The organism is Aquimarina amphilecti (genome assembly GCF_900109375.1).
GTDB classification, from domain to species: domain Bacteria; phylum Bacteroidota; class Bacteroidia; order Flavobacteriales; family Flavobacteriaceae; genus Aquimarina; species Aquimarina amphilecti.
Map to the genome: position 1 here is coordinate 258,031 of NZ_FOAB01000007.1, position 22,030 is coordinate 280,060.

Annotated in this window: 23 protein-coding genes; all 23 read left to right on the forward strand. The window is 29.6% G+C overall.

Features of this window, described 5'->3' with window-relative positions; genetic code table 11:
* The first annotated feature begins 2 nt into the window (after positions 1–2).
* The gene (locus BMY33_RS18815; RefSeq protein ID WP_139195698.1) at positions 3–2,117 is read left to right on the forward strand and encodes a DEAD/DEAH box helicase; all 2,115 of its coding nucleotides are present in this window, start codon (positions 3–5) and stop codon (positions 2,115–2,117) included.
* Positions 2,118–2,251: 134 nt separating this feature from the next.
* Positions 2,252–3,010 carry a DUF6090 family protein gene (locus tag BMY33_RS18820; RefSeq protein ID WP_244543054.1) on the forward strand — a complete coding sequence of 253 codons (759 nt, stop codon included), beginning with the start codon at positions 2,252–2,254 and terminating at the stop codon, positions 3,008–3,010.
* Between the two features lie 140 nt (positions 3,011–3,150).
* Complete coding sequence (locus BMY33_RS18825; protein ID WP_091411397.1) at positions 3,151–4,635, forward strand: SH3 domain-containing protein; 1,485 nt, start codon at positions 3,151–3,153, stop codon at positions 4,633–4,635.
* Between the two features lie 285 nt (positions 4,636–4,920).
* Positions 4,921–6,069, forward strand: coding sequence for a ligand-binding sensor domain-containing protein (locus tag BMY33_RS18830; protein WP_091411399.1), 1,149 nt, complete (start codon positions 4,921–4,923; stop codon positions 6,067–6,069).
* On the forward strand, positions 6,026–6,181 hold the full coding sequence (locus BMY33_RS24025) for a two-component regulator propeller domain-containing protein (protein WP_091411401.1): 156 nt from the start codon (positions 6,026–6,028) through the stop codon (positions 6,179–6,181). Before BMY33_RS18830 ends, BMY33_RS24025 begins: the two co-directional genes overlap by 44 nt.
* Before the next feature lie 264 nt (positions 6,182–6,445).
* On the forward strand, positions 6,446–7,342 hold the full coding sequence (locus tag BMY33_RS18840) for a hypothetical protein (RefSeq protein ID WP_091411403.1): 897 nt from the start codon (positions 6,446–6,448) through the stop codon (positions 7,340–7,342).
* 461 nt (positions 7,343–7,803) lie between these two features.
* On the forward strand, positions 7,804–8,223 hold the full coding sequence (locus BMY33_RS18845; RefSeq protein ID WP_091411406.1) for a hypothetical protein: 420 nt from the start codon (positions 7,804–7,806) through the stop codon (positions 8,221–8,223).
* Between the two features lie 259 nt (positions 8,224–8,482).
* Positions 8,483–9,298 (forward strand): helix-turn-helix domain-containing protein, encoded by an 816-nt coding sequence (locus tag BMY33_RS18850; protein ID WP_244543055.1) that lies wholly within the window; start codon positions 8,483–8,485, stop codon positions 9,296–9,298.
* 163 nt (positions 9,299–9,461) lie between these two features.
* Complete coding sequence (locus BMY33_RS18855; RefSeq protein WP_091411618.1) at positions 9,462–9,845, forward strand: VOC family protein; 384 nt, start codon at positions 9,462–9,464, stop codon at positions 9,843–9,845.
* Between the two features lie 125 nt (positions 9,846–9,970).
* Positions 9,971–11,113 carry a sterol desaturase family protein gene (locus BMY33_RS18860; RefSeq protein WP_091411408.1) on the forward strand — a complete coding sequence of 381 codons (1,143 nt, stop codon included), beginning with the start codon at positions 9,971–9,973 and terminating at the stop codon, positions 11,111–11,113.
* Between the two features lie 46 nt (positions 11,114–11,159).
* Positions 11,160–11,564: a hypothetical protein gene (locus BMY33_RS18865; RefSeq protein ID WP_091411410.1), complete on the forward strand. Its 405-nt coding sequence runs from the start codon at positions 11,160–11,162 to the stop codon at positions 11,562–11,564.
* 407 nt (positions 11,565–11,971) lie between these two features.
* Positions 11,972–13,057 (forward strand): ligand-binding sensor domain-containing protein, encoded by a 1,086-nt coding sequence (locus tag BMY33_RS18870; protein ID WP_091411411.1) that lies wholly within the window; start codon positions 11,972–11,974, stop codon positions 13,055–13,057.
* 143 nt (positions 13,058–13,200) lie between these two features.
* The gene (locus tag BMY33_RS18875; protein WP_091411413.1) at positions 13,201–13,602 is read left to right on the forward strand and encodes a hypothetical protein; all 402 of its coding nucleotides are present in this window, start codon (positions 13,201–13,203) and stop codon (positions 13,600–13,602) included.
* A gap of 203 nt (positions 13,603–13,805) precedes the next feature.
* Positions 13,806–14,423, forward strand: a complete 618-nt coding sequence (locus BMY33_RS18880; RefSeq protein WP_091411415.1) for a hypothetical protein — start codon at positions 13,806–13,808, stop codon at positions 14,421–14,423.
* 243 nt (positions 14,424–14,666) lie between these two features.
* The gene (locus BMY33_RS18885) at positions 14,667–15,503 is read left to right on the forward strand and encodes a LytR/AlgR family response regulator transcription factor (RefSeq protein ID WP_091411416.1); all 837 of its coding nucleotides are present in this window, start codon (positions 14,667–14,669) and stop codon (positions 15,501–15,503) included.
* A gap of 124 nt (positions 15,504–15,627) precedes the next feature.
* On the forward strand, positions 15,628–16,290 hold the full coding sequence (locus tag BMY33_RS18890; RefSeq protein WP_091411418.1) for a CPBP family intramembrane glutamic endopeptidase: 663 nt from the start codon (positions 15,628–15,630) through the stop codon (positions 16,288–16,290).
* A 298-nt stretch (positions 16,291–16,588) separates the two neighbouring features.
* Complete coding sequence (locus tag BMY33_RS18895; protein ID WP_091411420.1) at positions 16,589–17,182, forward strand: hypothetical protein; 594 nt, start codon at positions 16,589–16,591, stop codon at positions 17,180–17,182.
* A 208-nt stretch (positions 17,183–17,390) separates the two neighbouring features.
* Positions 17,391–18,029, forward strand: coding sequence for a DUF998 domain-containing protein (locus tag BMY33_RS18900; RefSeq protein WP_091411421.1), 639 nt, complete (start codon positions 17,391–17,393; stop codon positions 18,027–18,029).
* A gap of 185 nt (positions 18,030–18,214) precedes the next feature.
* Positions 18,215–18,769 carry a hypothetical protein gene (locus tag BMY33_RS18905; protein WP_091411423.1) on the forward strand — a complete coding sequence of 185 codons (555 nt, stop codon included), beginning with the start codon at positions 18,215–18,217 and terminating at the stop codon, positions 18,767–18,769.
* 154 nt (positions 18,770–18,923) lie between these two features.
* Positions 18,924–19,601, forward strand: coding sequence for a hypothetical protein (locus BMY33_RS18910; RefSeq protein WP_091411424.1), 678 nt, complete (start codon positions 18,924–18,926; stop codon positions 19,599–19,601).
* A 218-nt stretch (positions 19,602–19,819) separates the two neighbouring features.
* Positions 19,820–20,497 carry a carboxypeptidase-like regulatory domain-containing protein gene (locus BMY33_RS18915; RefSeq protein WP_091411426.1) on the forward strand — a complete coding sequence of 226 codons (678 nt, stop codon included), beginning with the start codon at positions 19,820–19,822 and terminating at the stop codon, positions 20,495–20,497.
* A gap of 15 nt (positions 20,498–20,512) precedes the next feature.
* The gene (locus BMY33_RS18920; RefSeq protein ID WP_091411427.1) at positions 20,513–21,523 is read left to right on the forward strand and encodes a transglutaminase domain-containing protein; all 1,011 of its coding nucleotides are present in this window, start codon (positions 20,513–20,515) and stop codon (positions 21,521–21,523) included.
* A gap of 97 nt (positions 21,524–21,620) precedes the next feature.
* Positions 21,621–22,025 (forward strand): hypothetical protein, encoded by a 405-nt coding sequence (locus tag BMY33_RS18925; RefSeq protein WP_091411429.1) that lies wholly within the window; start codon positions 21,621–21,623, stop codon positions 22,023–22,025.
* Positions 22,026–22,030: the final 5 nt, after the last annotated feature.

Below are 22,030 nucleotides of genomic sequence, written 5' to 3' on the forward strand. Positions count from 1 at the left end.
ATATGCAAGAACAAGTTTTTGACAAATGCCATATAATTAATGAGCTTCTAATTGGTAAACAAGAAAATGAAGCTAGACAAGAACTAATTAAGTTATTAGACTACCACAATACTAATGAATTACAATATAATCCGTTGGTTAATCATTTAATAAGGGAAACAGGGCTTTTTCCTTATTTAGAACCCGAAACCTCAAATTGGGAAGAACGATTTATCTACAATGCTTTTAAGGTAGATGTTGGAGAAGAAAAACCCCTAACGCTTCATAGAGAACAATCATTATTACTAAAAAGTCTTTTAGAGGGTAGAAATATTGCTGTTAGTGCACCGACAAGTTTTGGAAAGAGTTTTGTAATTGATGCTTATATCAAAATCAAAAAACCTAACAACGTATTAATTATTGTACCAACATTAGCTCTAACAGATGAAACTAGAAGAAGACTCTATAAAAAATTTGCTCACGATTATAAAATCATAACAACTTCTGATGTTAAATTATCAGATAAAAATATTTTTATATTCCCTCAAGAAAGAGCAATGAATTACATCAATATTGTAGAATCATTTGATATAATGATTGTTGATGAATTCTATAAAGCTAGTAGCAAGTTTGATAAAGAAAGGTCGCCAAGCCTAATCAGAGCAATGATAAAACTTGGTTCTAAATCTAACCAAAAATATTATCTCGCACCAAACATCACGTCTATAGATAGCAATCCATTTACAGAAGATATGGAATTTATCAGGCTTGATTTTAATACAGTATTTTTAGAAAAACACAGATTATATAATCAAATAAAAAACAACGAAGAAAAGAGCGAAAAGCTATTAGAAATTTTATCGAAAAACAGAGGGAAATCTTTGATTTATGCAGGCACATATTCTAACATTGATAGCTTAACTAATCTTTTTCTTGATACATACGAACCCGTAAAAAATAGACTGCTTGAAATGTTTGCGGATTGGCTTTCTAAAAACTATGATGTCAATTGGAGTTTAACAAAATTAATTAGTCGTGAAATTGGTGTTCATAATGGTCGTTTACACCGTTCGTTAAGTCAAATTCAAGTAAAATTATTTGAAGAAGAAATTGGGATTCGTAATTTGATTTCAACGTCCTCAATCATAGAAGGAGTAAATACATCAGCAGAAAATGTAATAATATGGAGGAATAGAAAAGGAAGTGCTAAACTAGATGACTTCACTTACAAAAATATTATTGGAAGAGGCGGTAGAATGTTTAAACATTTTATTGGTAAAATATACATTTTGGAAGAGCCACCAATTGAAGGTCAAACACAATTAGATATTCCATTCCCAGACGAAATACTAGGAGATTTAAACGACACTAAATATGAAGGATTACTAACGAAAGAACAAGTTGCAAAGTTAAAAATCTATAATGATGAAATGGGCGAACTTATAGGCGTCCAAGCATATGACGAACTAAAAGCAGAATCTGCATTTCAATCCAGTAATTCCGAATTAATCAAAACAATAGCTATTGACCTATCTACAAATGCAGAAGAGTGGAATGGTCTATACTATTTAAATGAATTCAAACCTGAAAACTGGGATAGATTATTATATAAAGTTATAAAACTACAACCTGGAAATTGGGACACAGCTTATAAAACTTTTGTAGAGTTTATTAAGATTATGGCGTACAATTGGAGTAAATCCATTCCCGAATTACTGAAAGAGCTCGAAGATTATGACGTTGGCATTGATAAATTTTTCCTGTTAGAAAGAAACGTAACATATAAGTTTTCTGCTCTATTAAATGATTTAAACACATTACAAAAAAGAATTTTAAAGGATAAGCAATATGATATTTCTAAATTTATAAAGTGGTGTTCTCACGCATTCCTTCCGAAAGTGGTGTTTCAATTAGAGGAATATGGTTTACCTCGAATGATTTCAAAAAAATTACACGAATCAGAAATTATCAATTTCTATGATGATGAATTGACAATTCATAGTGTAGTTCAAAAACTTAATGAAATTGGAAAAGAAATGACTATTGAAAGGACAAATAATTTAGACGAATTTGATAAATATATATTGAACTATTTCTTTGACGGAATAAAAATAACGAACGCCCAACAAGGTGTATAAGTAATAAGGGTTAAGTGCTAAACCCTAAGTTAGTGCATATTTACAAAGTCCGCCAAATTTAAAATTTGACGGTTAAATGAGAAAAAGGTAACAGTAAAATTTTAAATTTGGCTAAGTGCTAAACCGAAAAGTTAATGCTTTCTATTCCCTTACTACTCATACACAAACCGTTACCCAACATTGACAAAAACATACTAGAATTGAAAGGAAAAAATTGGAAAAAATATAGTTTTGAGTTCTTATCTATTTTTATTGCAGTGATTTCTGCATTTGCACTAAACAATTGGAATGATAATAGAAAAGACAAAAAAGCTGAACAAAAAATACTGATTGAAATAAAAAATGGCTTAGAGAAAGATCTTGAAGATCTAAAAATCAACAATAAAGGACACAAAAGAGGAATTAAAGCTTGTCAATTCTGGAGAGATGTAATACAAAATAAAGAGGTAATTATTGACTCCGTGCAATTAAGATTTGTTGAACTAACTCGAGATTTTACATCATTACAGAATAATTCTGGTTATGAAACATTGAAATCAAAAGGCCTTGAAATTATTGAAAATGATTCTTTAAGATCAAAATTAATCTCACTCTATGAGTATGATTACTATACATTGAGAAAACTTGAAGAGGAGTATGAAGAAATGCAATATCAAAAGAATTATTTTAAAGACATTAATAAAATATTAGCACCAAACTTTGTTTTTGATAAAAAAGGGAACTTAATAAATATAGAAACACCAATCAAACTCAATAAAAGCGATAAGAATATTTTAATGAGCTACCTTATGAAGATTGAGTTAAACAGAAGAATGGTGTTAACTTTCTATAAAAAAACAGAGAAAAAAATAAACAATTTAGAATCTCTAATTGAAAAGAACATAAAACGGTAGCTAACACGATGTATAGTTCATTGCTAATGATTTTCTTATTGGAAAATCTGCCATGGCGGAACAATGGGCGTTTCTTTTTTGCTATCGTAGTATTCGCAACAACGAAACTATACACTAACCGTTAGGTGCAATTCAAAAAAATGATAAATAAATTATTTCTTACTTTCTTATTATTATCTATCGAAATAACTTTCGGACAAATAAACAAACCTGATTCTTCTATTTTAAATGAAAGTGGAATAAATTATACTCCTATTACTAAATCTTCTACCATAAATTCAACTGAAGGAGCATCTTTTTGTAAAGGTATTTTTGAAAAACATCCTAAAGTTTTAACTGATATTGGAATATCTATTTTAATTTTAAAGGAAGAATGTAATTGTACTGTTGGAGATTTTGATAATAATGGATATTTGGATTTTGCTTTTTGGGGGATTGACAAATCTGAACCGATAAAGCACGGAGTTAATCATTTAGATTATGAAAACTATGTTGTATTATTCTTTGAAAAATCCAATATAATAAATACAAAAAAAATTAAGACAGAACCTGGGTTACCTTTAGTTTATTACCCTAAAAGAAGCCAGATAGGAGACAATAACGAACCTATAAGTAACAAAGAATCTCTTTGGGTTTGGGGAACTACAGAAGATGGTTATGATGATTATTCACAAGGGACAGTTTACATCTACAATAATTATACAAAAGAATTCGAAAAAGTAAAATACCCTTATGAAAACTTAAACTTATCACAAACAGAAAAAACAACTTTAACAAACGATTATCTCTATAGTGCTACTGTAAATTCAAATACTTCTTTAAATGTAAGAAGTTCTCCTGATTTAAAAGGAACAAAAATTGGCAACATAAGATATCGTAAAGAAGTAAAGGTACTTAAGCATACTAATATTTATTTTTCTTTAAAACTAGAAAATAGAACGGCATATGGGCAATGGGTTTATATATCATATATTGATTCATACAAAAAGGTGAAAAAAGGTTATGTATTTGACTACTTTTTAGAAATGAATTTTGATACCAAGAAGCTTGGTATTAATATAACTGATGCTATAAAAAAGTTTAAAGAGCATAAAGATTGTCTTATTGAAAATGTTTCTACTGACTTTTTATTTAGTATTCAAGGGTTATCTTATTCAAAGGAAGATTCTAATAGAGTGGAACGAATACGAATTGAAATACAAGGTATAACAGACTCGAATACTACTTTCCAAAGAATTGATTATAAACCTAATAATTGGATAATGTACAATGAAGTTGATTGTGATGCAAGAAGTAATTTTGAAGAAAAAAACACTTCTATTGAAATCGGCAACTTAGGACACCTTATAATATGGGATTATAATATTGATGGATTACAAGATTTTGCCATTATGAGCGACCAAGGTATGAATGCTGGTTCATATTATGATTTTTATATGCAACAAAAGGATGGTAGCTTTAAAATCGAAGAATACCCTTTTTCACTATTTCCTACTAACATAGATTATGAAAACAAAACAATCACTGAAATACATCCTTTAGGCTGTTGTAAATTAAGTGGAGCAACATACAAAAAAGAAAAAAATAAATGGAAATTAATTAAAACGATAAATGAGGATATGTAATACTGAAAAACTGCATACAACAATGGCTAAAATTAATACGGGTTTAGTGCTTAATCCAAAAATTTAAATTGTTTTTACTAAGTCCGACAAATCTTTTGATTTGGCTTTAGAACAGAAAAAGATAAAACGAAATAAAAAGTTTTGGCTAATCGCTTAATCCAAAATTAAATGCTAATTTAATTCCGTACTAACCTTAGCCGAGACGTTAGCGGTAGCGGCAACCATCAGTAACGTTAACGAAAATAATCAACTTCCAAATAAAGATATAAAAGCTAAAATGAAACTATGATTAAATATCTCTTTAACAGACAAATTATATATAGTTTACTAATACTTGCATTTTATATTTCTTGTAATGGGCAAGTTGAAACTAAATCAACAAATGATTTAAAAAACACAGATACAATTACTATTGGGACACCTAAACTTTTAAAAACACAAGATTCTGGCTTTGGTGATAATATTCATTGTAGTCTTATAGATAAACAAGGAAATCTTTGGTTTGGTACGACTGGAGAAGGTGTTTATTATTATGATGGTAAATTATTCACTCAATTTACTATTAAAGACGGTCTAAGTAATAATTCTGTTTGGTCTATTTTAGAAGATACTATAGGAAATATTTGGTTTGGAACCAGTGATGGTATATCTAAGTTTGATGGGAAAGAGATAGTTAGAGTTTCCTTGGAAAAAACAAATTCAAATAATACGTTAACTAGTAATTCAGATTCAAGAATTACCATAGGGGCTATGATGCAGAGTAAAGATGGTAGACTTTGGTTTGGCACTAATAAAGGAGTTTATATTTATAAAGAGAACTTGTTTTCTGCTTTTCTAAATAATGAGCACATTGTAAATAAGAACGGCCTGCAACTTAAATCGGTTGAAAGAATCTTAGAAGATAAAAACGGAAACATATGGTTCTGTTCGGGAATGGGAGGCGGAGAAGGTGTTAGCCGTTACGATGGAAAATTAATAACCAATTATAAACCGAATGGTGATGTTTGGGTGCCCTATATTTTAGAAGATAAATCAGGAAATATTTGGTTCTCAGGAAGAACTAATGGTTATTTTCGTTATGATGGAAAAACATTTACCGATTTTACAGAGAATCTTCCCTTTAGTCCAATTGTAGAAGATACAACAGAAACAATTTGTCTTAAAGAAAAAGTTGATTTTGGTCCAATATTAGAAGATAAAACAGGTAATATTTGGTTCACTGGAAAGATGAGCCGGTTTGGAGGTACAGGAGGTATATGGCGTTATGATGGGGAATCCTGTACAAATTTTACCCAAGATGGGTTAGAAGATTATCAGGTTTGGTCTATGGTAGAGGATAAAGCAGGGAATATTTGGATAGGAACAAACAATACAGGCTTGTATCGTTTCGATGGAAAAACCTTTACTGATTTTTCGGAGAAAGCGTCTAAGTAATAATTATGTGTTTTGTATTGTTGTAGATAACGATGGAAACCTTTGGTTCGGGACTAGAAACACAAGTTTAAGTAAATACGATGGGGGAAACTTCACAACATTTTCCGAATAGAAAAAAACTAAGAATTTGAATAATCAAAACTTTCAAAAAAAATAGGGCAGCCGCTAACAATGTATAAAAAACATAGGGCGTTTGTGTTAAATCGAAAGGTCTGTGCATATTAATAAAGTCCGCTAAATATAAAATTTGGCGTTTATAGTAGAAAAGAAAAAAGCAAAATATTTATATTTAGCTAAGTAATAAACCGAAACGAAAGTGCTTATCACCTGCCCTACGTTTCTTATACTGAACGTAGTAAATATAGAATTCAAAATTATGATAAGAAAAATAGTAACCTTTACACTTATTTTAATATCATTAACTTCTACGTATAGTCAAAATAATTCGCTCTTTGAAAGACTTCGAGCTATTAAAACTAGTGGTTCTTTAACTTTTTATAATGTAGATGGTATAGCCATCACTTCTGAATCAATGATATATAGTTATAATGATATCAACCTTAAAATGGCATATAATTTATATAATGTGAGTTCAGAAAAAAAAGAAAAAAACATTACGTTAAGATGTGAGAATTTATTTACCAGAACAAAAAATGTTAGAAGCGATAAAATCACCCAATACAACTCATATTTTTTCGTAAAAAATAAAAACAATAAAGTAATTGTGTTTCATTTTGGATCAATCAATAAAACAAATAAAGATTTTGAAATTGATTTTATAAATCTCGTCATAGATAATAAAATACCTAAAAGCTGTTTTTCAGATAGACCTATCAATAAGATAAATTTTGCCTCTCGAATAATCGAAATTGAGGATAATTGTAATTACGCAAATGTCAATTCCATTCAATGCCCGTTTAATGGACAAATGAGCTGGTCATTACACGAGAATTTATCCGATGCAAAAAAGCAAGTCGAATATGAATTTGAAATTACCAAATCAAAAAAGCTCGGGCAATTAGTAAAAGAAGAAATGATTAATTTGAACTTTGAAGGAATTAATACCATAGCCAAAAGAGTCACTTTTGTAGTTGAAAATAATGATACAATTAATATTGATTTAAAATCAATCGAAGGAAAAAAACTGATTATATATTATATCGCTGAAAAAGTCAGAAGTTATAATATAAGTTGTGTTCTAAGTCATTGGGAAGATGACAAAATAGCATCAAATGGATTGCCTACCTTGTTAAGTAAAATAATCCAATTATAATAAAATACATTTGCTACCAATATATATGTGATCATAGCAGCTCAGTTATGAATGCAATGGTTGTCGTACTTTTGGTAAGTCGTAATGCTTGCAGAAAGTAAAAGTTAGCAACCAATGCGCAGAAAAACCTAAAAGCAAGGTAACATTTTGCTCTGCTATGATACATATATTAAACGTTATCATTAATTTACACAAAACAGTAAATAAAAAATGATGTAGAATATAAAACATCGATATATGATCGCTGGAATATCAATAATATCAAATTTGACTGAAGAAGTACAATTGAGAATTAAAATAAAGTTGAATACTTCAATGTAGTCTTTGTAATACATTACGGTATTAAACTTACTGCGTCTTATCGTAAATTTTGAAAATGATTAATTTATATTTTTTTAACAACTTAAGAGCTAACAACTATCTTTAGTTAAAATTATAAAAGTGAGAAATAATATTTTAAGATGGGGGAATACACTACAGAGTACATAAACGAAATTGCTAATCATTATATTTTAATAAGTGCTCTTTTAGGTGGTTTTTCGATAACTTTTATAGCAAATATTATCGTTAACAAAATTGAAAAGAATATTCAAAAAGCACTTTTAATTGTTGCTACAATAACTGCAAGTTCCTTTTTGATTAGCGTATTTGCGTTGACGAAAATCTTAGCTATAACATCAAAAAATTATCCATTTGAAATAAATTTGGTAACTCTATTAACAATCAACAAAGCTTCGGAAATATCTTTCGGGATAGGAATGATATGTATTTCAATATTAATATCATTATCAGGCTGGACAAAATCAAGAGCTGTTGGAATTATAACAACAATAATTGGTCTTTTGACTTTTGTAACAGCCCAAATTTTGTCTCGAATGTAGTTTTAAGGGATCTTATTAAGATTGGTGAAAAACAAAAATCGTAACAACAAAGTCTATAAAACATAGCTAATACGTGTTAACCCAAAAGGTTTGGGCTTATCTACGAAGACCATCAAATTTTATATTTGGCTTTAAAACTGAAAAGTTAAAAGAAAATAAAAAATTGGCTGATTGCTAAACTCAAAATATAGTATCTTTTTAAACGCTACGTTTCATACCTGAGACCGTTGTGCATAATGCGAAAAAAAATCTCGATTGATTGAAAATAAGTAAACAAATACGACAACTTTACAAACCAATTCAGCCGACAATTAAACAGTCGGAGAAAAATGTAACTTATCAAGAAATTGTACCGAATCAATCACTTCAAGAATTTATTTATTGCTATTGGCAACTAAAAACCGAGAAACCACTTTCTGACCAATTTAATTATAAGGTAGTTGCGGACGGTTGCATCGACATTTTTTTTGAACTCACTAATCCCAAAGAAAGTTTTGCAATGGGTTTTTGTAAAAGATACACGGAATTTCCTCTGGAAAACTCATTCAATTATATAGGAATTCGGTTTTTGCCAACAATGTTTCCACAAATATTCAATTTTAACGCTTCAGAATTGAGTAACCGATTTGAAAATCTGAATATAATCGAACCGAAAACCGCAGAATTTATTGCAAAGAGAATTAACGAAAGCCAAAACTTAAAAGACATTAAAATAATATTTGACGAGTATTTTCAGCAGAAAATTACGGAAACCAATTTTACCATTGACAAAAGACTTTACCGAGCAATTGAGATAATTCTTGAGAATTTTGGAGTTGTGAATATCAAAACTGACTTGAATACGGGAATTAGCCAAAGGCAACTACAACGATTGTTCAAGTATTATATTGGTGACACCGCAAAAACTTTTAGCAAAGTGGTTCAGTTCCAAAATATTTTAAGGGCAAAACCTTCAAATCAAAGTTTAAAATCAAACAAATTATTCTACGATATTGGTTATTACGACCAAGCTCATTTCATAAAAGATTTCAAAAACTTCTACGGTGTAACACCATCAAAAGCATTCGAGAAATGATTATGTCCATTTTTTACAATCCTTGACTGTAAATTCGTGATAGCTTTGGACTATAAATCAAAATCCGAAGAGTATGAAAAAGACGATCACATTATTAATTGCAATATGTCTATCTACAAACATATTTTCACAATCAAGTATTAACGACAAAAAAAATCTACAAATGAAACTGAACGCAGGAATTACAACAGAAAAAATAACTGAAAGCAAAGAATTCTATACTAAAGTTCTGAATTTTGGAGTAACGTTTGAAAATGAATTTTATCTATTATTACATACGCCAGACGGGAATACGAATTTGGCATTTTTATTGCCAAATCATCCTTCACAACAGGAATTATTTCATGAACCTTTCGATGGAAAAGGAATGTTTTTAACCATAGAAGTGGATGACGTGGACAAAATTTATAACGAAATAAGGAAAATGGGAATTGAGATAAAAATCAGCATCAAGGACGAACCTTGGGGAGACAAACATTTTGCAATTCAAGATCCAAACGGAATTGGAATAGATATAGTTAAGTACACCGAACCAACAGCGGAATAAGCACTACGGACGACAATGTAAATAAAAAAAGGGCAGAAATTGCTCAATCAAAGACTTGGGTATATTTGCTAAGTCCGTCATTTTTGTTAATTTGTATTTTTATGACACTATAAGGTAAAAAGAAAATGAAAGATCAGATTAAACGAATGCGAGTGGGTGAAGGAAGAATTAGCGGAGCTATTTCAATATTCCTTGGTACGCTATCTTTGGTTGGAATATTATGTTTTAAATTTCCAGAACAATTAACAACTAAGGAATTTCGTGAAGTATATACAGCGGAAATGGTTGAAAACCTTATGTTGGGTGGAATAATTGCTACATTTCTTTTTGCACTAGTTAGTATATTACTCAATAAAAACAAACAAAATGCAATAATTGGGATTTGTTTAGGAGTTCTAACAATAGTATTTGGAGGAATTACAGTTAAAGGTAGAGCTGTGGAAGAAATTAGCTGGAGTATTGGTCTTGACTGGCTTATTTTAGATTTATTAATAATGGTCGTATTATTTGTACCTATAGAGTTATTTTTTCCAAAAAATAAGTTACAGTCTAAATTTCATGAGGAATGGAAAACTGATCTTATTTATTTTGGTATAAGTCATTTAGCAATTCAATTGTTTGGAGTTATAACCAAAAAACCCGCGGTAGCGTTTTTTGGTTGGATGAATTTAGAAGAAGTTCATGTTTGGATTTCAGAATTACCTTTTCTAGTTGAATTATTTCTAGCTTTATTTATAACTGATCTATTTCAATATTGGGCGCATAGGTTTTTTCATTCACACCATTATCTTTGGAGATTTCATTCAATTCATCATTCAACTCAAAACATGGACTGGCTTGCTGGTTCTCGAACTCATTTTATGGATATATTTTTCACACGCAGTGTATCATATATGCCTCTTTATATATTAGGTTTTTCTACCCTAACATTCAATGTGTATATTTTATTTATTGCTATTCATGCAGTTCTAATCCATGCGAATACAAGGATTAATTTTGGGTTTTTGAAATACATTATAACAACTCCTCAATACCATCACTGGCATCATTGTGAAGAACCTGAACATTATGGGAATAATTTTGCGGTTGTCTTTCCATTTATAGATAAAATTTTTGGAACCTACTACCTTCCAGGAAAGGAATGGCCAAAAGGAACAGGATTAGTTGATGCTTCATTTCCAAAGGGTTTTGTAAAACAACTTTTCTTTCCTTTTACGAAAAATCCTTTCAAAAATGATTTACTACCAGAAGAAAAGAGTAAAAGATAAATAAAATCATCTTTTATATTAACCGTTATCAAACATTTGAAAAAAAATGAAATTTCTGAATTACATATCGATTTTGTTTTTATTTTTTGTCTTTACTTCATTTCAGATTACTGAACCTAAAACACCTGATTTTTTATATCAAAAATGGATTTATAACTATTATCAAAACGGAAACTTGATTTATAAAAGTAAACGTAAATTTAAAAAAGACAAATCTGGGATTGAATTTAAAGAAAACGGAACTATTATACGCAAACAGAATTCTGGTTGGTGTGGAACTCCTCCTATTAATTTTGAAATAGTGTCCGGAACTTGGAAAAATGTCTCTGACTCTTTAATCAAAATTGAATATAAAGATTGGAGTGGAATAAGAAATGACACATTACAGATAATTGAATTATCTAAATCTAAATTGATTTTAAAACCGATTTACACATTAAAAAAACAATAAAAAAGTGTCACAACAACGTGTATAAAACATAGCTGTTATTTTTTACTTAAATACAAAGGTCTCAATGTTGGTTATCTTAGTCTAAATAAAAAATCTGATTTTTTACTACTCGATAAGTTATATTTTTTAGAAGAATACAGGGGCAAAAAAATTGGGATACAGTCTTCTAGACATCGTTCCTAATCATTTTTGAGACTGGTCAAATCATAGAAAATTATGAAATGGAGAAAATATTACTAACATTATAAAACGATTTACAATACCGTGTATAGTTAATTGCTAAAGTATCTCTTTGTCCATCCGAAAATTCGGAAAATTTTCCTCAAACTCGTCCCCTTTTGCTATCTTAGTTCCTACACGCAACGAACCATACACAAACATGTTCTACATCATAAAAGCCTAAACTATTGAAAATAATTACAACAATTATCTATAAAGTAAAATTACTATTGATTATCGGCTTATGCTTCTCATTATTATCCTGTAATGGGCAAAACAAAACAAGCAATTATAAGGAAGATTCAAACTTAATTATTCCCCAAACAAATAAACAAAAAGTCCATCGCACAAGTGTCTTTGCAAACTTTGAAGACCAAATAGATAACGTTATCAGAACTGTATTTCAGGATAGTAACGGGAACTTTTGGTTTGGTGGAGAAGGTGCTGTTTATAAGTTTGATGGAGATGTACTTAGTAGCATTGATGGAATTATGAGCGAAGATGGAAAAGGTATTACCATAAAAGATATTGCGGAAGACAAGGATGGGAAGATCTGGTTTGGACACACAGATGGTATAAGTGTATACGACGGCACTTCTATAACAAACTATTATGAGAGTGACGGTTTGTTAAGCAATGATGTTTGGTGTATCACTATTGATAGAAATAATCAAGTTTGGATTGGGACAATAGATGGAGTTTGTAAATTTGATGGAATGAACTTCACTCCTTTTGAAATACCAAAAGGAAAGATTGATCCTAGCCGTGGGGTATCAAGTAAAGAGATCGTGCATCATATTATGGAGGATAGCAACGGGAGAATATTATTTAGTACTAACGGAGGCGTCTACATAAAAGATGGAAACTTACTTACCAATTTATCCGAAAAGGATGGGCTCAAATCCGGTTTTGTAAATAAAGTACTTCAGGATAAAGATGGAAGTTTTTGGATTTGTACGTCGGATGGACTCTACCATTATGTCGATGATGTCCTAACAAATATTACAAAAGACATTATACTAAGTGGAAAAGGAATAGGAACAGTACTTCAAGATTTCGAAGGGAATATTTGGTTCAATTCTAACTTACGGGATATATATTTCTATGATGGAGCTAGTTTTACTAAATATCGAATAAATGAAGATGAGTATGGTCCAGCTCCATTTCACATCTATGAAGATAAACAAAGACGGTTATGGTTTGTAGGATATGGTGGAGCATATCGTTATGAGAAGAACCAATTTATCAATGTTACAAGAAATGGACCGTGGTAAGAAATAATACTTCAAATTCAAAATAATGAATGCGACAATCCGAATATGGTGAATACTATCTCCAAGAAAATTAAAAAGTAAACACAACAAAATGTCAAAATGTATTAAAACGCATTTTAGACACGACATTAGCAAACATTTAAATGGAAATTATATTATATATCTCTGTAACATTTTTAGTTTTACTTCTTTTTGTCCTATTGAGATATAGATTAGTTTACTCTAAGACAATCGAAGGTGAATCAGAAGTAAAATATAAAATGGTTGACATAGGGCAGAATGATTTTTTAAGAAACTCAATTGAATCTTTGTTTGGCAAAAAAAGAGTATTCTTAAAGAACAACCTTAAAAACATTCAATGGATATATGTTAACAAAATAGATTTCAAGAATCTTCATCCAGCAAGCCCAATGAAAATGAAAGAGGATAACTGTACTATTAGATTCAAATTTGAAACAAAACTTTTGATTTTTGGAGGCCTCGGTGTAACTAGAATTATTTCTTATGAAAAGCTTAATAAAAGTCCTGAAGTTCTAAAATCCTAAAAACGATTTGGCAATACGATTTATTAAACATAATAATTACCTAACATTAGATGAAAAGGACTAAATCAATATTGATAATCCTGCTTTTAACATTCTGTTTTACTCAGTGTTACTCACAGTTATCGAAAACCGAATATGAAGATTTGGTTGAGTATTTTGTAAACTGCATAAAGTACTCAGATATTGATAGATTGGACTCGATCATGTCTTACCCAATTGAAAGGCCTTATCCAATTCCTTCAATAAATAACAAACAAGAGTTAAAGAAACGATATTTAGAAATATTTGACGATAGTTTGACTTCTGTTATTTCTAATTCAAATATTAAAGAAGATTGGACTGATATGGGTTGGCGCGGAATTATGCTCAAGAATGGAATCGTATGGTTGGACTATGATGGTAAGTTTCTAACAACAAACTATACTTCTGAAAAAGAAAAAGCAATTGAAGAAAAATGGATCGAATCAGAAAGAGATTTGCTCTATACAGACTTAAAAAACTTTAAAAAACCCATTCATACTATTGAAACTGAAAAGTTTATTGTACGAATTGATCTTTTAGAAAATAAAAAATATCGATATGCATCTTGGTCAAAGGAATCTGACATATCAAACAAACCTGATTTAGTAATTAACAATGGAGAATGGACTCCTGATGGAAGTGGAGGAAATCACTATTTCACATTTACAAATGGAGTGTATAGCTATGTCATTTATGTAAATGTTTTGGGAACTGATGAAACACCTCCATTCAACTTAGAAGTAAACAAAAGAGATAAAGTGATATTAAATCAACCAGCCCAATTGAAAAAATTAAAATAACACATGCTAACAATCCATATAATGTATAGCGCGCTTCAGGATGCTATAGCACCAGACTATTGCCAAAAATACTCCAAGGATACTCTTTATAGCACCTTTTTACCTAATCAAGCATTTCTTTTCCTACAATTTCATAACAAAATTTGATTAGGTTTAATGAATAACATTCGATATTCTTAGCAAAGGTTCTATGGAGAAATTATTCTTTACTTTTGAATCTTACAAAAAAAGAATTTCTAATTCATGAGTACTACCCAACCGACCAAGAATATAGTAAAAACAGTATGGTATATATGTATCAGTAGTTCTGCATGGCGTTGGGTTAAGAAAGCAATCATATTAACAATTTTCTCATTAGTCGCAAATCATTTAGCAGCGAGTGATAATTTTCTAGATAGCGAAACGTATAGGTTTCCCATAGAAGGTTTTCTATCGACTATTGTTTTGTCTATTCTCATTGGAATCATAGCGGAACTTAATTTTAAATTTTACAAGAAAAAACATTTCTCTAAAAAAGTAGAAACTGTTACTATAGTAAGATTCATGCTTTCTACGCTAGGATATATTACACTCATGTATATTCCTATAAACGTTATTATTGATAAAGTTGTAGGGGGACAAACACTGTTCTATTATTTATTAATTGGTTTGCTAATTACCTTATTGTTGTGTTTTATTCTAATAGGTTTATTGTATGCTCAAGACATATACAATTTATATAAGTTATCTATAAGAGATGCTCAAATTACTATTGACAACGGTACGAAAATGACTAAGCTTACCTACCAAAATATTGCGTGTTTTTATAGTGAAAACAAAATTGTGTATACCATTAAAAATGATGGTACGACAATCAACACCGATTTTACATTAAATGAGCTCGAAGAAAAAATAAACGATCAATTGTTTTTTAGAGCCAATCGGCAAATTATCATCCACAAAGATACCGTAGACCTAATTGAAAAGATTGAAAATGGCAAGTTGCGTATTCGATTAAAAGCTTTCATTAAAAAGGATACGATTGCTGAAATCAATATAAGTCGTTACAAGCGAAAAGCATTTGTGGATTGGTTTCAATAAAAGATGTCAAAAACTATCGACTATTCAGTTATTAATTTCGACCATTCAGTAAAAACATAGATATTTAAAGGGGTTTTCAGCGATTTTGTTCATTATTTCGCTTAGAATTTAAAATCAAAAAACAATGAACAAAATCACTTTACGACAAACATTAATTCCATTAATTACCATTGCAATCATCTGCTTTTTATGGTTTGGACCAATTAATTTAGGTTTCCTTCCAAATATTATAGCTTCCTTAGTAATCATTATAGCAAATTACCTAGAATACAAAGGAAAAGCATTTTTAGAACTTGGGTTTCAACGCGAAAAATTTACAACCAAAAACATTTTCGTACTTGCTCCGTTAGTCGCATTAGGGCTCTTTATTTTTTACTTCTTTGCATTGGTACCTGTAATTACAAAACTAACCGGAGTTCCTATAGATTACTCAAGTTTTGATGAATTAAAAGGAAATCTTCCTGCCTCATTAGTTACTTTATTAATAGTATGGGCTACAGCCGGATTTGGAGAAGAAATAATCTTTCGCGGTTATTTTATGCGTCAATTTGTAAAATTCTTTGGAGAAAGCAAAATCAGTATAGTGCTTAATATTGTCCTAGTTACTGGTTTTTTTGGCTTCATGCACAGTCAACAAGGCATTACAGGACAACTTGTTACTTGGATTACTGGAGCACTTATAGCTTTGATATTCTATCTGCGCAAATACGATCTGTGGTTTGTTATTGCCGTGCATGGTTTTTTTAATACTATAGCTTTATCTTGTATTTACCTTGGTTTGGCGTAACGACACCAAGTAATAAAATGTATATTTTGGCACCATGCTTTTGTTATAAAATAAAGCAGAAGTATGGGGTATGCCAGATTAGTTTTCGAAATATAGATAAAATTACTGCTGAATTTGATTCGAAAAAATAATTGAGTTGATTACAGTTTGAGTGTTTAGTACTTTAGGTAACACCGAATATACTTTATATATGATGTCCAAAAGAGACCTGAATTTCATCACTATTTACACTTGTTTTACATTTATGTGACACTTTTTTATTGAATGTTGATTTAGTTTTACTCAAAATAAAATCAATATGAAGAAATCAATTATAATATCACTAGTATTACTTAACTCCTTTATCACTTTTGGGCAAGAACTTAAAGAAATAAATTTATTAAAAGCTGACAGTACTTGGGGTAAAGAAATTATTAAAGTGCCATTTTGGTTCGCTCCAGAAATAGATTATCAAGGGTATGAAGATATTAGATTTGCCAAGGGTTGGGAGGACGTTAACAGCTCTGGGTTTTGGACTCTTGTTTTTGCGTGGGATATTAATTTAAAGACTAAACCAACAACGAAGTTTTTTGAAGATAATATTAAACTTTATCTTGACGGATTAATGAAAGTAGTAAACGACATTGAAACATTAATTATTCCAAAAACCGTAGCAAACTTTAGAATAGATAAAACAGATTCGGAGAAAGTAACTTTTAAAGGAACAATAGAGACATACGATGCATTTACTACCAAAAAAACAATAGCTCTTAACGTTATCATTGAAAGCTTTTACTGCAAAAAATCTGACAAATACGTTCCTTTTTTCAGGATTTCTCCTCGAAACTTCGATCATCAAATCTGGGAGGAACTGAACAGAATATATCTTAACGATGATATTTGTAATAACTAATTATGAATATTACAGAGTTGTGAAATTACAAAAAGATACCAGATGCAACAATACGTATACTTAATTGCTTGTGACTTTCACTTCGGTAAATCTTAGCTCTTTTATTATCTTAGTTTGCTAATCCGGAAATCCTCATAAGTTTTCGCCCCAACAAATCATACAAAGAAATGTAACACATAAAATTGATGATAATTAATTAAGGACTCAAATGAAAAACAGATTTACTTTTTTAATCGGAATACTTGCAGTTAGCATCTTTGTTATTTCTTCTGTCATAGGCGGGTTTCTAATTGAAAACTATAACATATTGAGTCAATATATAAGTGAGACCTATGCAATAGATACGGAATATGGAGTCATTTTGAGAATCTTTGGATTTATCCCAAGTGGAATTCTTCTCACTTTATTCTGTTTTTTGGGGATTACATATTTTCAATTTTCTAAATTAACCAAAATCGGATTTTTAGGACTCGGAATATTTTATGGGTTGGCAACTGTAATCGTTGGAATATTCCCTTGTGATAGCGGATGTAATAAACTATCAATTGATCCTAGTATTTCTCAAGTAATTCATAATCTAATAGGTTTATCGACCTATATATTTGTTCCCATTTGTATCATCCTAATTGGTGTGGGATTAAAAAAAACGCCGAATTACAATAACTTCTCCATACAATCAATCATATATGGAGTAATAAGTATGCTATTTATCTTTTTATTCTTTTCTAACTCCAATCCGGAATACATAGGGTTATATCAACGAATGGTAGAAGCTGTATTTATTATTTGGATAATTACTTGTGCTATTACAATAAAAAACAAAAAACATACAAATAGCAATCCATAAAAAAGATAAAACTTTTGAGTTTAATCGAAAGATCTATGTATATTTTACAAAGTCATCAAATATAAAAATTGTCGTTTCTAAGAAAAAAGATAAAAGCTAAATATTTATATTTGACTTAGTACCAATACAAAACATATTGCTAGCTTCTAACACGAAAAATGTTTGTGTGCAATTAAAAAACTCAGATGATTAAGATTATTTATTATACTATTTTTCTCTTATTAATTGACTCTTGTAGTGCATATCAAAAAAAAGAAACTTTAGAAATAATTGTATCTAATAAATTTCTTAATCCACAAAAAGAGTATGATGTCCTAATAGATGATTTTACAGCAACAGATTTAATCGATAGTTTAAAAATCATTGGGAGACCGATTAAGATTCCCTCTCTACAATATAAAATAGATACATTACGCGCAGTCAAATTGGGAATCCAATTAAATGTATTGGAAGAAAATTTTAAAAAAATAAATCAATTAAAAAATATTGATGACATATTACGTCAAAATATAATTAATGAATCGGGGCAAAAAATTCCAATAAGTTCAATTTGCAAAATTTATAAAACATTTGAATATTATAAACCTAACGTTTTTATACCAAAACCTGAAATCTATAATTATAAAAATGATACTGTTGTAAAAATTGAATTCTATTTAAAAAATGGAAATAGAAAGAAACTTATTAAATTTTCAAAGAAGTATTTAAACAATAAATGGAATATTGAAATTTTAGATTAGAATAAACAAACACACAACAATGTATAGAAATACAAATGACTCTTTGGGTGAATCAAAAATCAGAATTTATTTGGTCTAGCACCAGTTCTAAACCTATCTTATTATAACATCCCCTATGTATATCTCATACGAAACGTTGTAAATAAACTAAAAAATGAAACATACCCTTTTATTCTTATTTATTATTTCATTTTTAAATTGTTGTACAAGTAGTACAAAAGAAGAAAAACAGCACCTAGTTAAAAAACAAAACAAACTAGAGTCTGAGAAAATCAATACTTCTCCAAAAACATTGATCAAAAGTGGTGATACAATTGTAATTAAACAAGTTCATCAAATAGAAAACTATGATCGTTTTACCATAAAGTCATCTTCTTACTTATGGGTTACAAAAAAAGATACTCTTGATTTTAAAATTCATGTTAGAGAATATATAACAGATAGTTCTAAAACGCATGTCCATATAGATATTAGACACTCAGAAACAGTATTTTTTTCTACCGCTTTAAAACACCTTAAAAATTGTATTCCAATTATTCAAAAAGATTTTGCATTAAAAAACTTAGGCTCCATACAATTTGAGGGACCCAACGCTTACAAAGATTTTAGCACTTACTTACCAAAAGAATACGAAAGTAAATATGGTAATGAGAAAATAAACTATCTACAAGTAAATGATTTCCTTATGCAATCTAGTATGAATCCCGAATTTAAAAAAATTCTATTTTCTTTAAAAAAGGAAACCTATGAATACAGTATAGAAAAATTTCAGATTCGTGATTCAATCATTTCAGGAATAACAATTTTAGTTCGAATTAAAAATGATAAATAACTCTATTTACAATATCGCATAAGTGATCATAGTTAATTAGTAATTGATCCATTGTTTTTTTATACGTATGAATGCTTCCCTTTAATTATATAGTCAATACTATACTCACTCACCAAAACAAACAGTTCACTCCTTATAAAGATACGTTACCTAACTCTATATTTTATTTACAGTATTGATGATCTAAGTTTGATGTATTAACTATAAAAAACAATACTATGAAAAATCAATTTAACTTAAACATCAAAAACCCATGTACTGAGAATTTCAATACCTTTTCTACAACAAAAAAAGGTGGATTTTGTAACTCTTGCACAAAAGAAGTCATTGATTTCTCTAGGATGGATTCTAAGGAAATTATTAAATACTTTAAAACTAATTCTACAAAAAACACTTGTGGTAGATTTAATAATAATCAACTAAGAACCTATAACTATGCATCAAGGAGAAAAAGTGTTAGTTATATCAGTGGAATCGCATTTGCTTTTTTAAGCTTGTTTTCTTTTTCCAAAACACAAGCACAAGATCTAAAAAATGAAACCAACATCTCTAATAAAGAGATTACAAAGTTTCAGACTGTTAATACTAAAAATAACATAACCGTAAAGGGAGTAGTATCCGAAAGCGGAGTTCCTTTACCTGGAGCTAATATAGTTCTACAAGGAACAAACATAGGTACATCAACCGATTTTGATGGAAATTTCGAATTTCCTGTAGAACTTAAAAAGGGAGATGTTTTAGTATTTAGTTATATCGGATTTACTTCTAAAAAAGTAATGATTCAGGATCAAAAATCCGCTAATGATGTTGCGTTAAAAGTAAACTTAAAAATGGATGGTTGTGTATTAATGGGTAAAGTAGCCGTAAAGAAAGTATATAGCTCAAAAAGGAATTAATCAAATCACATTGTTATGAAAACTAGTCTTTATTCTTTTTTATTCCTCTTTTTTGGCAATTACTTGTATGCTCAAGTCTCTGATTTTAAGCATATCGATTTTACCAGAGCGGATAATATAGCCAAACTAAACAATGGTGCTTCGTTAGAAAACCTGCCATTATTAGCACATGAGCTTACAAGCTCACTACCTACAGAAGTAGAAAAGTTTAGAGCTATTTATGTATGGGTTTGTCAAAACATCAAAGGTGATAATACGCAGTTTAGCAAAGTGAATAAAAAAAGAAAAAAACTAAAACATGATTCCATTTCTTTTATGAGGTGGAATCATGAATATAAAAAGATCGCTTTTAAAAAGTTATTAAAGCGCAAAAAGACAATGTGTACCGGATATGCTTATTTGATTAAAGAATTGTGCTATTTATCTAATATAACCTCAGAAAGTGTAGATGGGTATGGCAGATCCGTAGAATCTAACATAAAAGCGTTAGACATGGCAAACCACTCTTGGAATGCAGTATTACTAAATAACAAATGGTACTTATGCGATGCTACTTGGTCTAGCGGATATCTAAATGAATATAACGTTTTTGTAAGAGCGTATAATGATGGTTATTTTTTAGCAGACCCTCTACTATTTGGAAAAAATCATTTTCCCATAAAACAAAAATGGTTATTGAATGAAAACATTACCGCTGTTAGTTTTGTAAACGCTCCACTAGTATACGGAGAAACTTTCGAAAATCACATCACTCCTATTTACCCAAAGAATATGGATCTATCTATTAATAGAGATGAAGAGGTTACATTTAGTTTTAAGTCAAATAAAAATGTCTTAGATAAAAACATTGCTCTAATCTATTATATAGGAATTGAAGAAAAAACATTAAAAATCCACAACAAACAAAACGCAGACAATATCATATCTTTTAAACACGCATTTAAAAACAAAGGTATTTATGATACTCATTTAAAAATCAATGGTGATATTGTAGCAACATACACCATTAAAGTTACTAAAAGCTAAATACTAGAATAGTAAACTATATTCAATCAAAATTTAATATCTTTTATTATCTAAAAAATCATCAGACTCTTAATACCAAAAAAAGGCAAGAAGAAGTATGACCAATCAATCCTTTTCATTTATTGAATCCTTAAGAAAACAACCAAAACTACTTTTTCTTATTGATGGATTAGGTGCATTGGTTACGTTATTTTTTCTAACTGTAGTATTAACTACGTTTCAGGAGTATATTGGAATGCCGAAAGAAGAACTTTATTTTTTATCCGTCTTCGCAATGGCTTTTTCTATATACTCTATAACTTGTTATATCGTAAACCCTACCAATTGGAATATTTTCCTAAGAATAATAGCGTTCGCTAATCTTATATATTGTTTTATTACTATTGGATATATATGCTACTTCTATCAAAACTTAACGCTTATAGGATTACTTTACTTTATCATAGAAATATTGATCATATTTGTATTGACAAATTTGGAACTAACGGTTGCTAAACCTTAAAAAAG

Coding starts and splice junctions, on each gene's coding strand:
- BMY33_RS18920 (WP_091411427.1), top strand. CDS start 20,513: ATGAAAACTAGTCTTTATTCTTTTTTATTCCTCTTTTTTGGCAATTAC.
- BMY33_RS18925 (WP_091411429.1), top strand. CDS start 21,621: ATGACCAATCAATCCTTTTCATTTATTGAATCCTTAAGAAAACAACCA.
- BMY33_RS18905 (WP_091411423.1), top strand. CDS start 18,215: ATGATTAAGATTATTTATTATACTATTTTTCTCTTATTAATTGACTCT.
- BMY33_RS18830 (WP_091411399.1), top strand. CDS start 4,921: ATGATTAAATATCTCTTTAACAGACAAATTATATATAGTTTACTAATA.
- BMY33_RS18900 (WP_091411421.1), top strand. CDS start 17,391: ATGAAAAACAGATTTACTTTTTTAATCGGAATACTTGCAGTTAGCATC.
- BMY33_RS18840 (WP_091411403.1), top strand. CDS start 6,446: ATGATAAGAAAAATAGTAACCTTTACACTTATTTTAATATCATTAACT.
- BMY33_RS18880 (WP_091411415.1), top strand. CDS start 13,806: ATGTCTTACCCAATTGAAAGGCCTTATCCAATTCCTTCAATAAATAAC.
- BMY33_RS18845 (WP_091411406.1), top strand. CDS start 7,804: ATGGGGGAATACACTACAGAGTACATAAACGAAATTGCTAATCATTAT.
- BMY33_RS18890 (WP_091411418.1), top strand. CDS start 15,628: ATGAACAAAATCACTTTACGACAAACATTAATTCCATTAATTACCATT.
- BMY33_RS18825 (WP_091411397.1), top strand. CDS start 3,151: ATGATAAATAAATTATTTCTTACTTTCTTATTATTATCTATCGAAATA.
- BMY33_RS18885 (WP_091411416.1), top strand. CDS start 14,667: ATGAGTACTACCCAACCGACCAAGAATATAGTAAAAACAGTATGGTAT.
- BMY33_RS18815 (WP_139195698.1), top strand. CDS start 3: ATGCAAGAACAAGTTTTTGACAAATGCCATATAATTAATGAGCTTCTA.
- BMY33_RS18820 (WP_244543054.1), top strand. CDS start 2,252: ATGCTTTCTATTCCCTTACTACTCATACACAAACCGTTACCCAACATT.
- BMY33_RS18895 (WP_091411420.1), top strand. CDS start 16,589: ATGAAGAAATCAATTATAATATCACTAGTATTACTTAACTCCTTTATC.
- BMY33_RS24025 (WP_091411401.1), top strand. CDS start 6,026: ATGGAAAAACCTTTACTGATTTTTCGGAGAAAGCGTCTAAGTAATAAT.
- BMY33_RS18875 (WP_091411413.1), top strand. CDS start 13,201: ATGGAAATTATATTATATATCTCTGTAACATTTTTAGTTTTACTTCTT.
- BMY33_RS18865 (WP_091411410.1), top strand. CDS start 11,160: ATGAAATTTCTGAATTACATATCGATTTTGTTTTTATTTTTTGTCTTT.
- BMY33_RS18910 (WP_091411424.1), top strand. CDS start 18,924: ATGAAACATACCCTTTTATTCTTATTTATTATTTCATTTTTAAATTGT.
- BMY33_RS18855 (WP_091411618.1), top strand. CDS start 9,462: ATGAAACTGAACGCAGGAATTACAACAGAAAAAATAACTGAAAGCAAA.
- BMY33_RS18860 (WP_091411408.1), top strand. CDS start 9,971: ATGAAAGATCAGATTAAACGAATGCGAGTGGGTGAAGGAAGAATTAGC.
- BMY33_RS18915 (WP_091411426.1), top strand. CDS start 19,820: ATGAAAAATCAATTTAACTTAAACATCAAAAACCCATGTACTGAGAAT.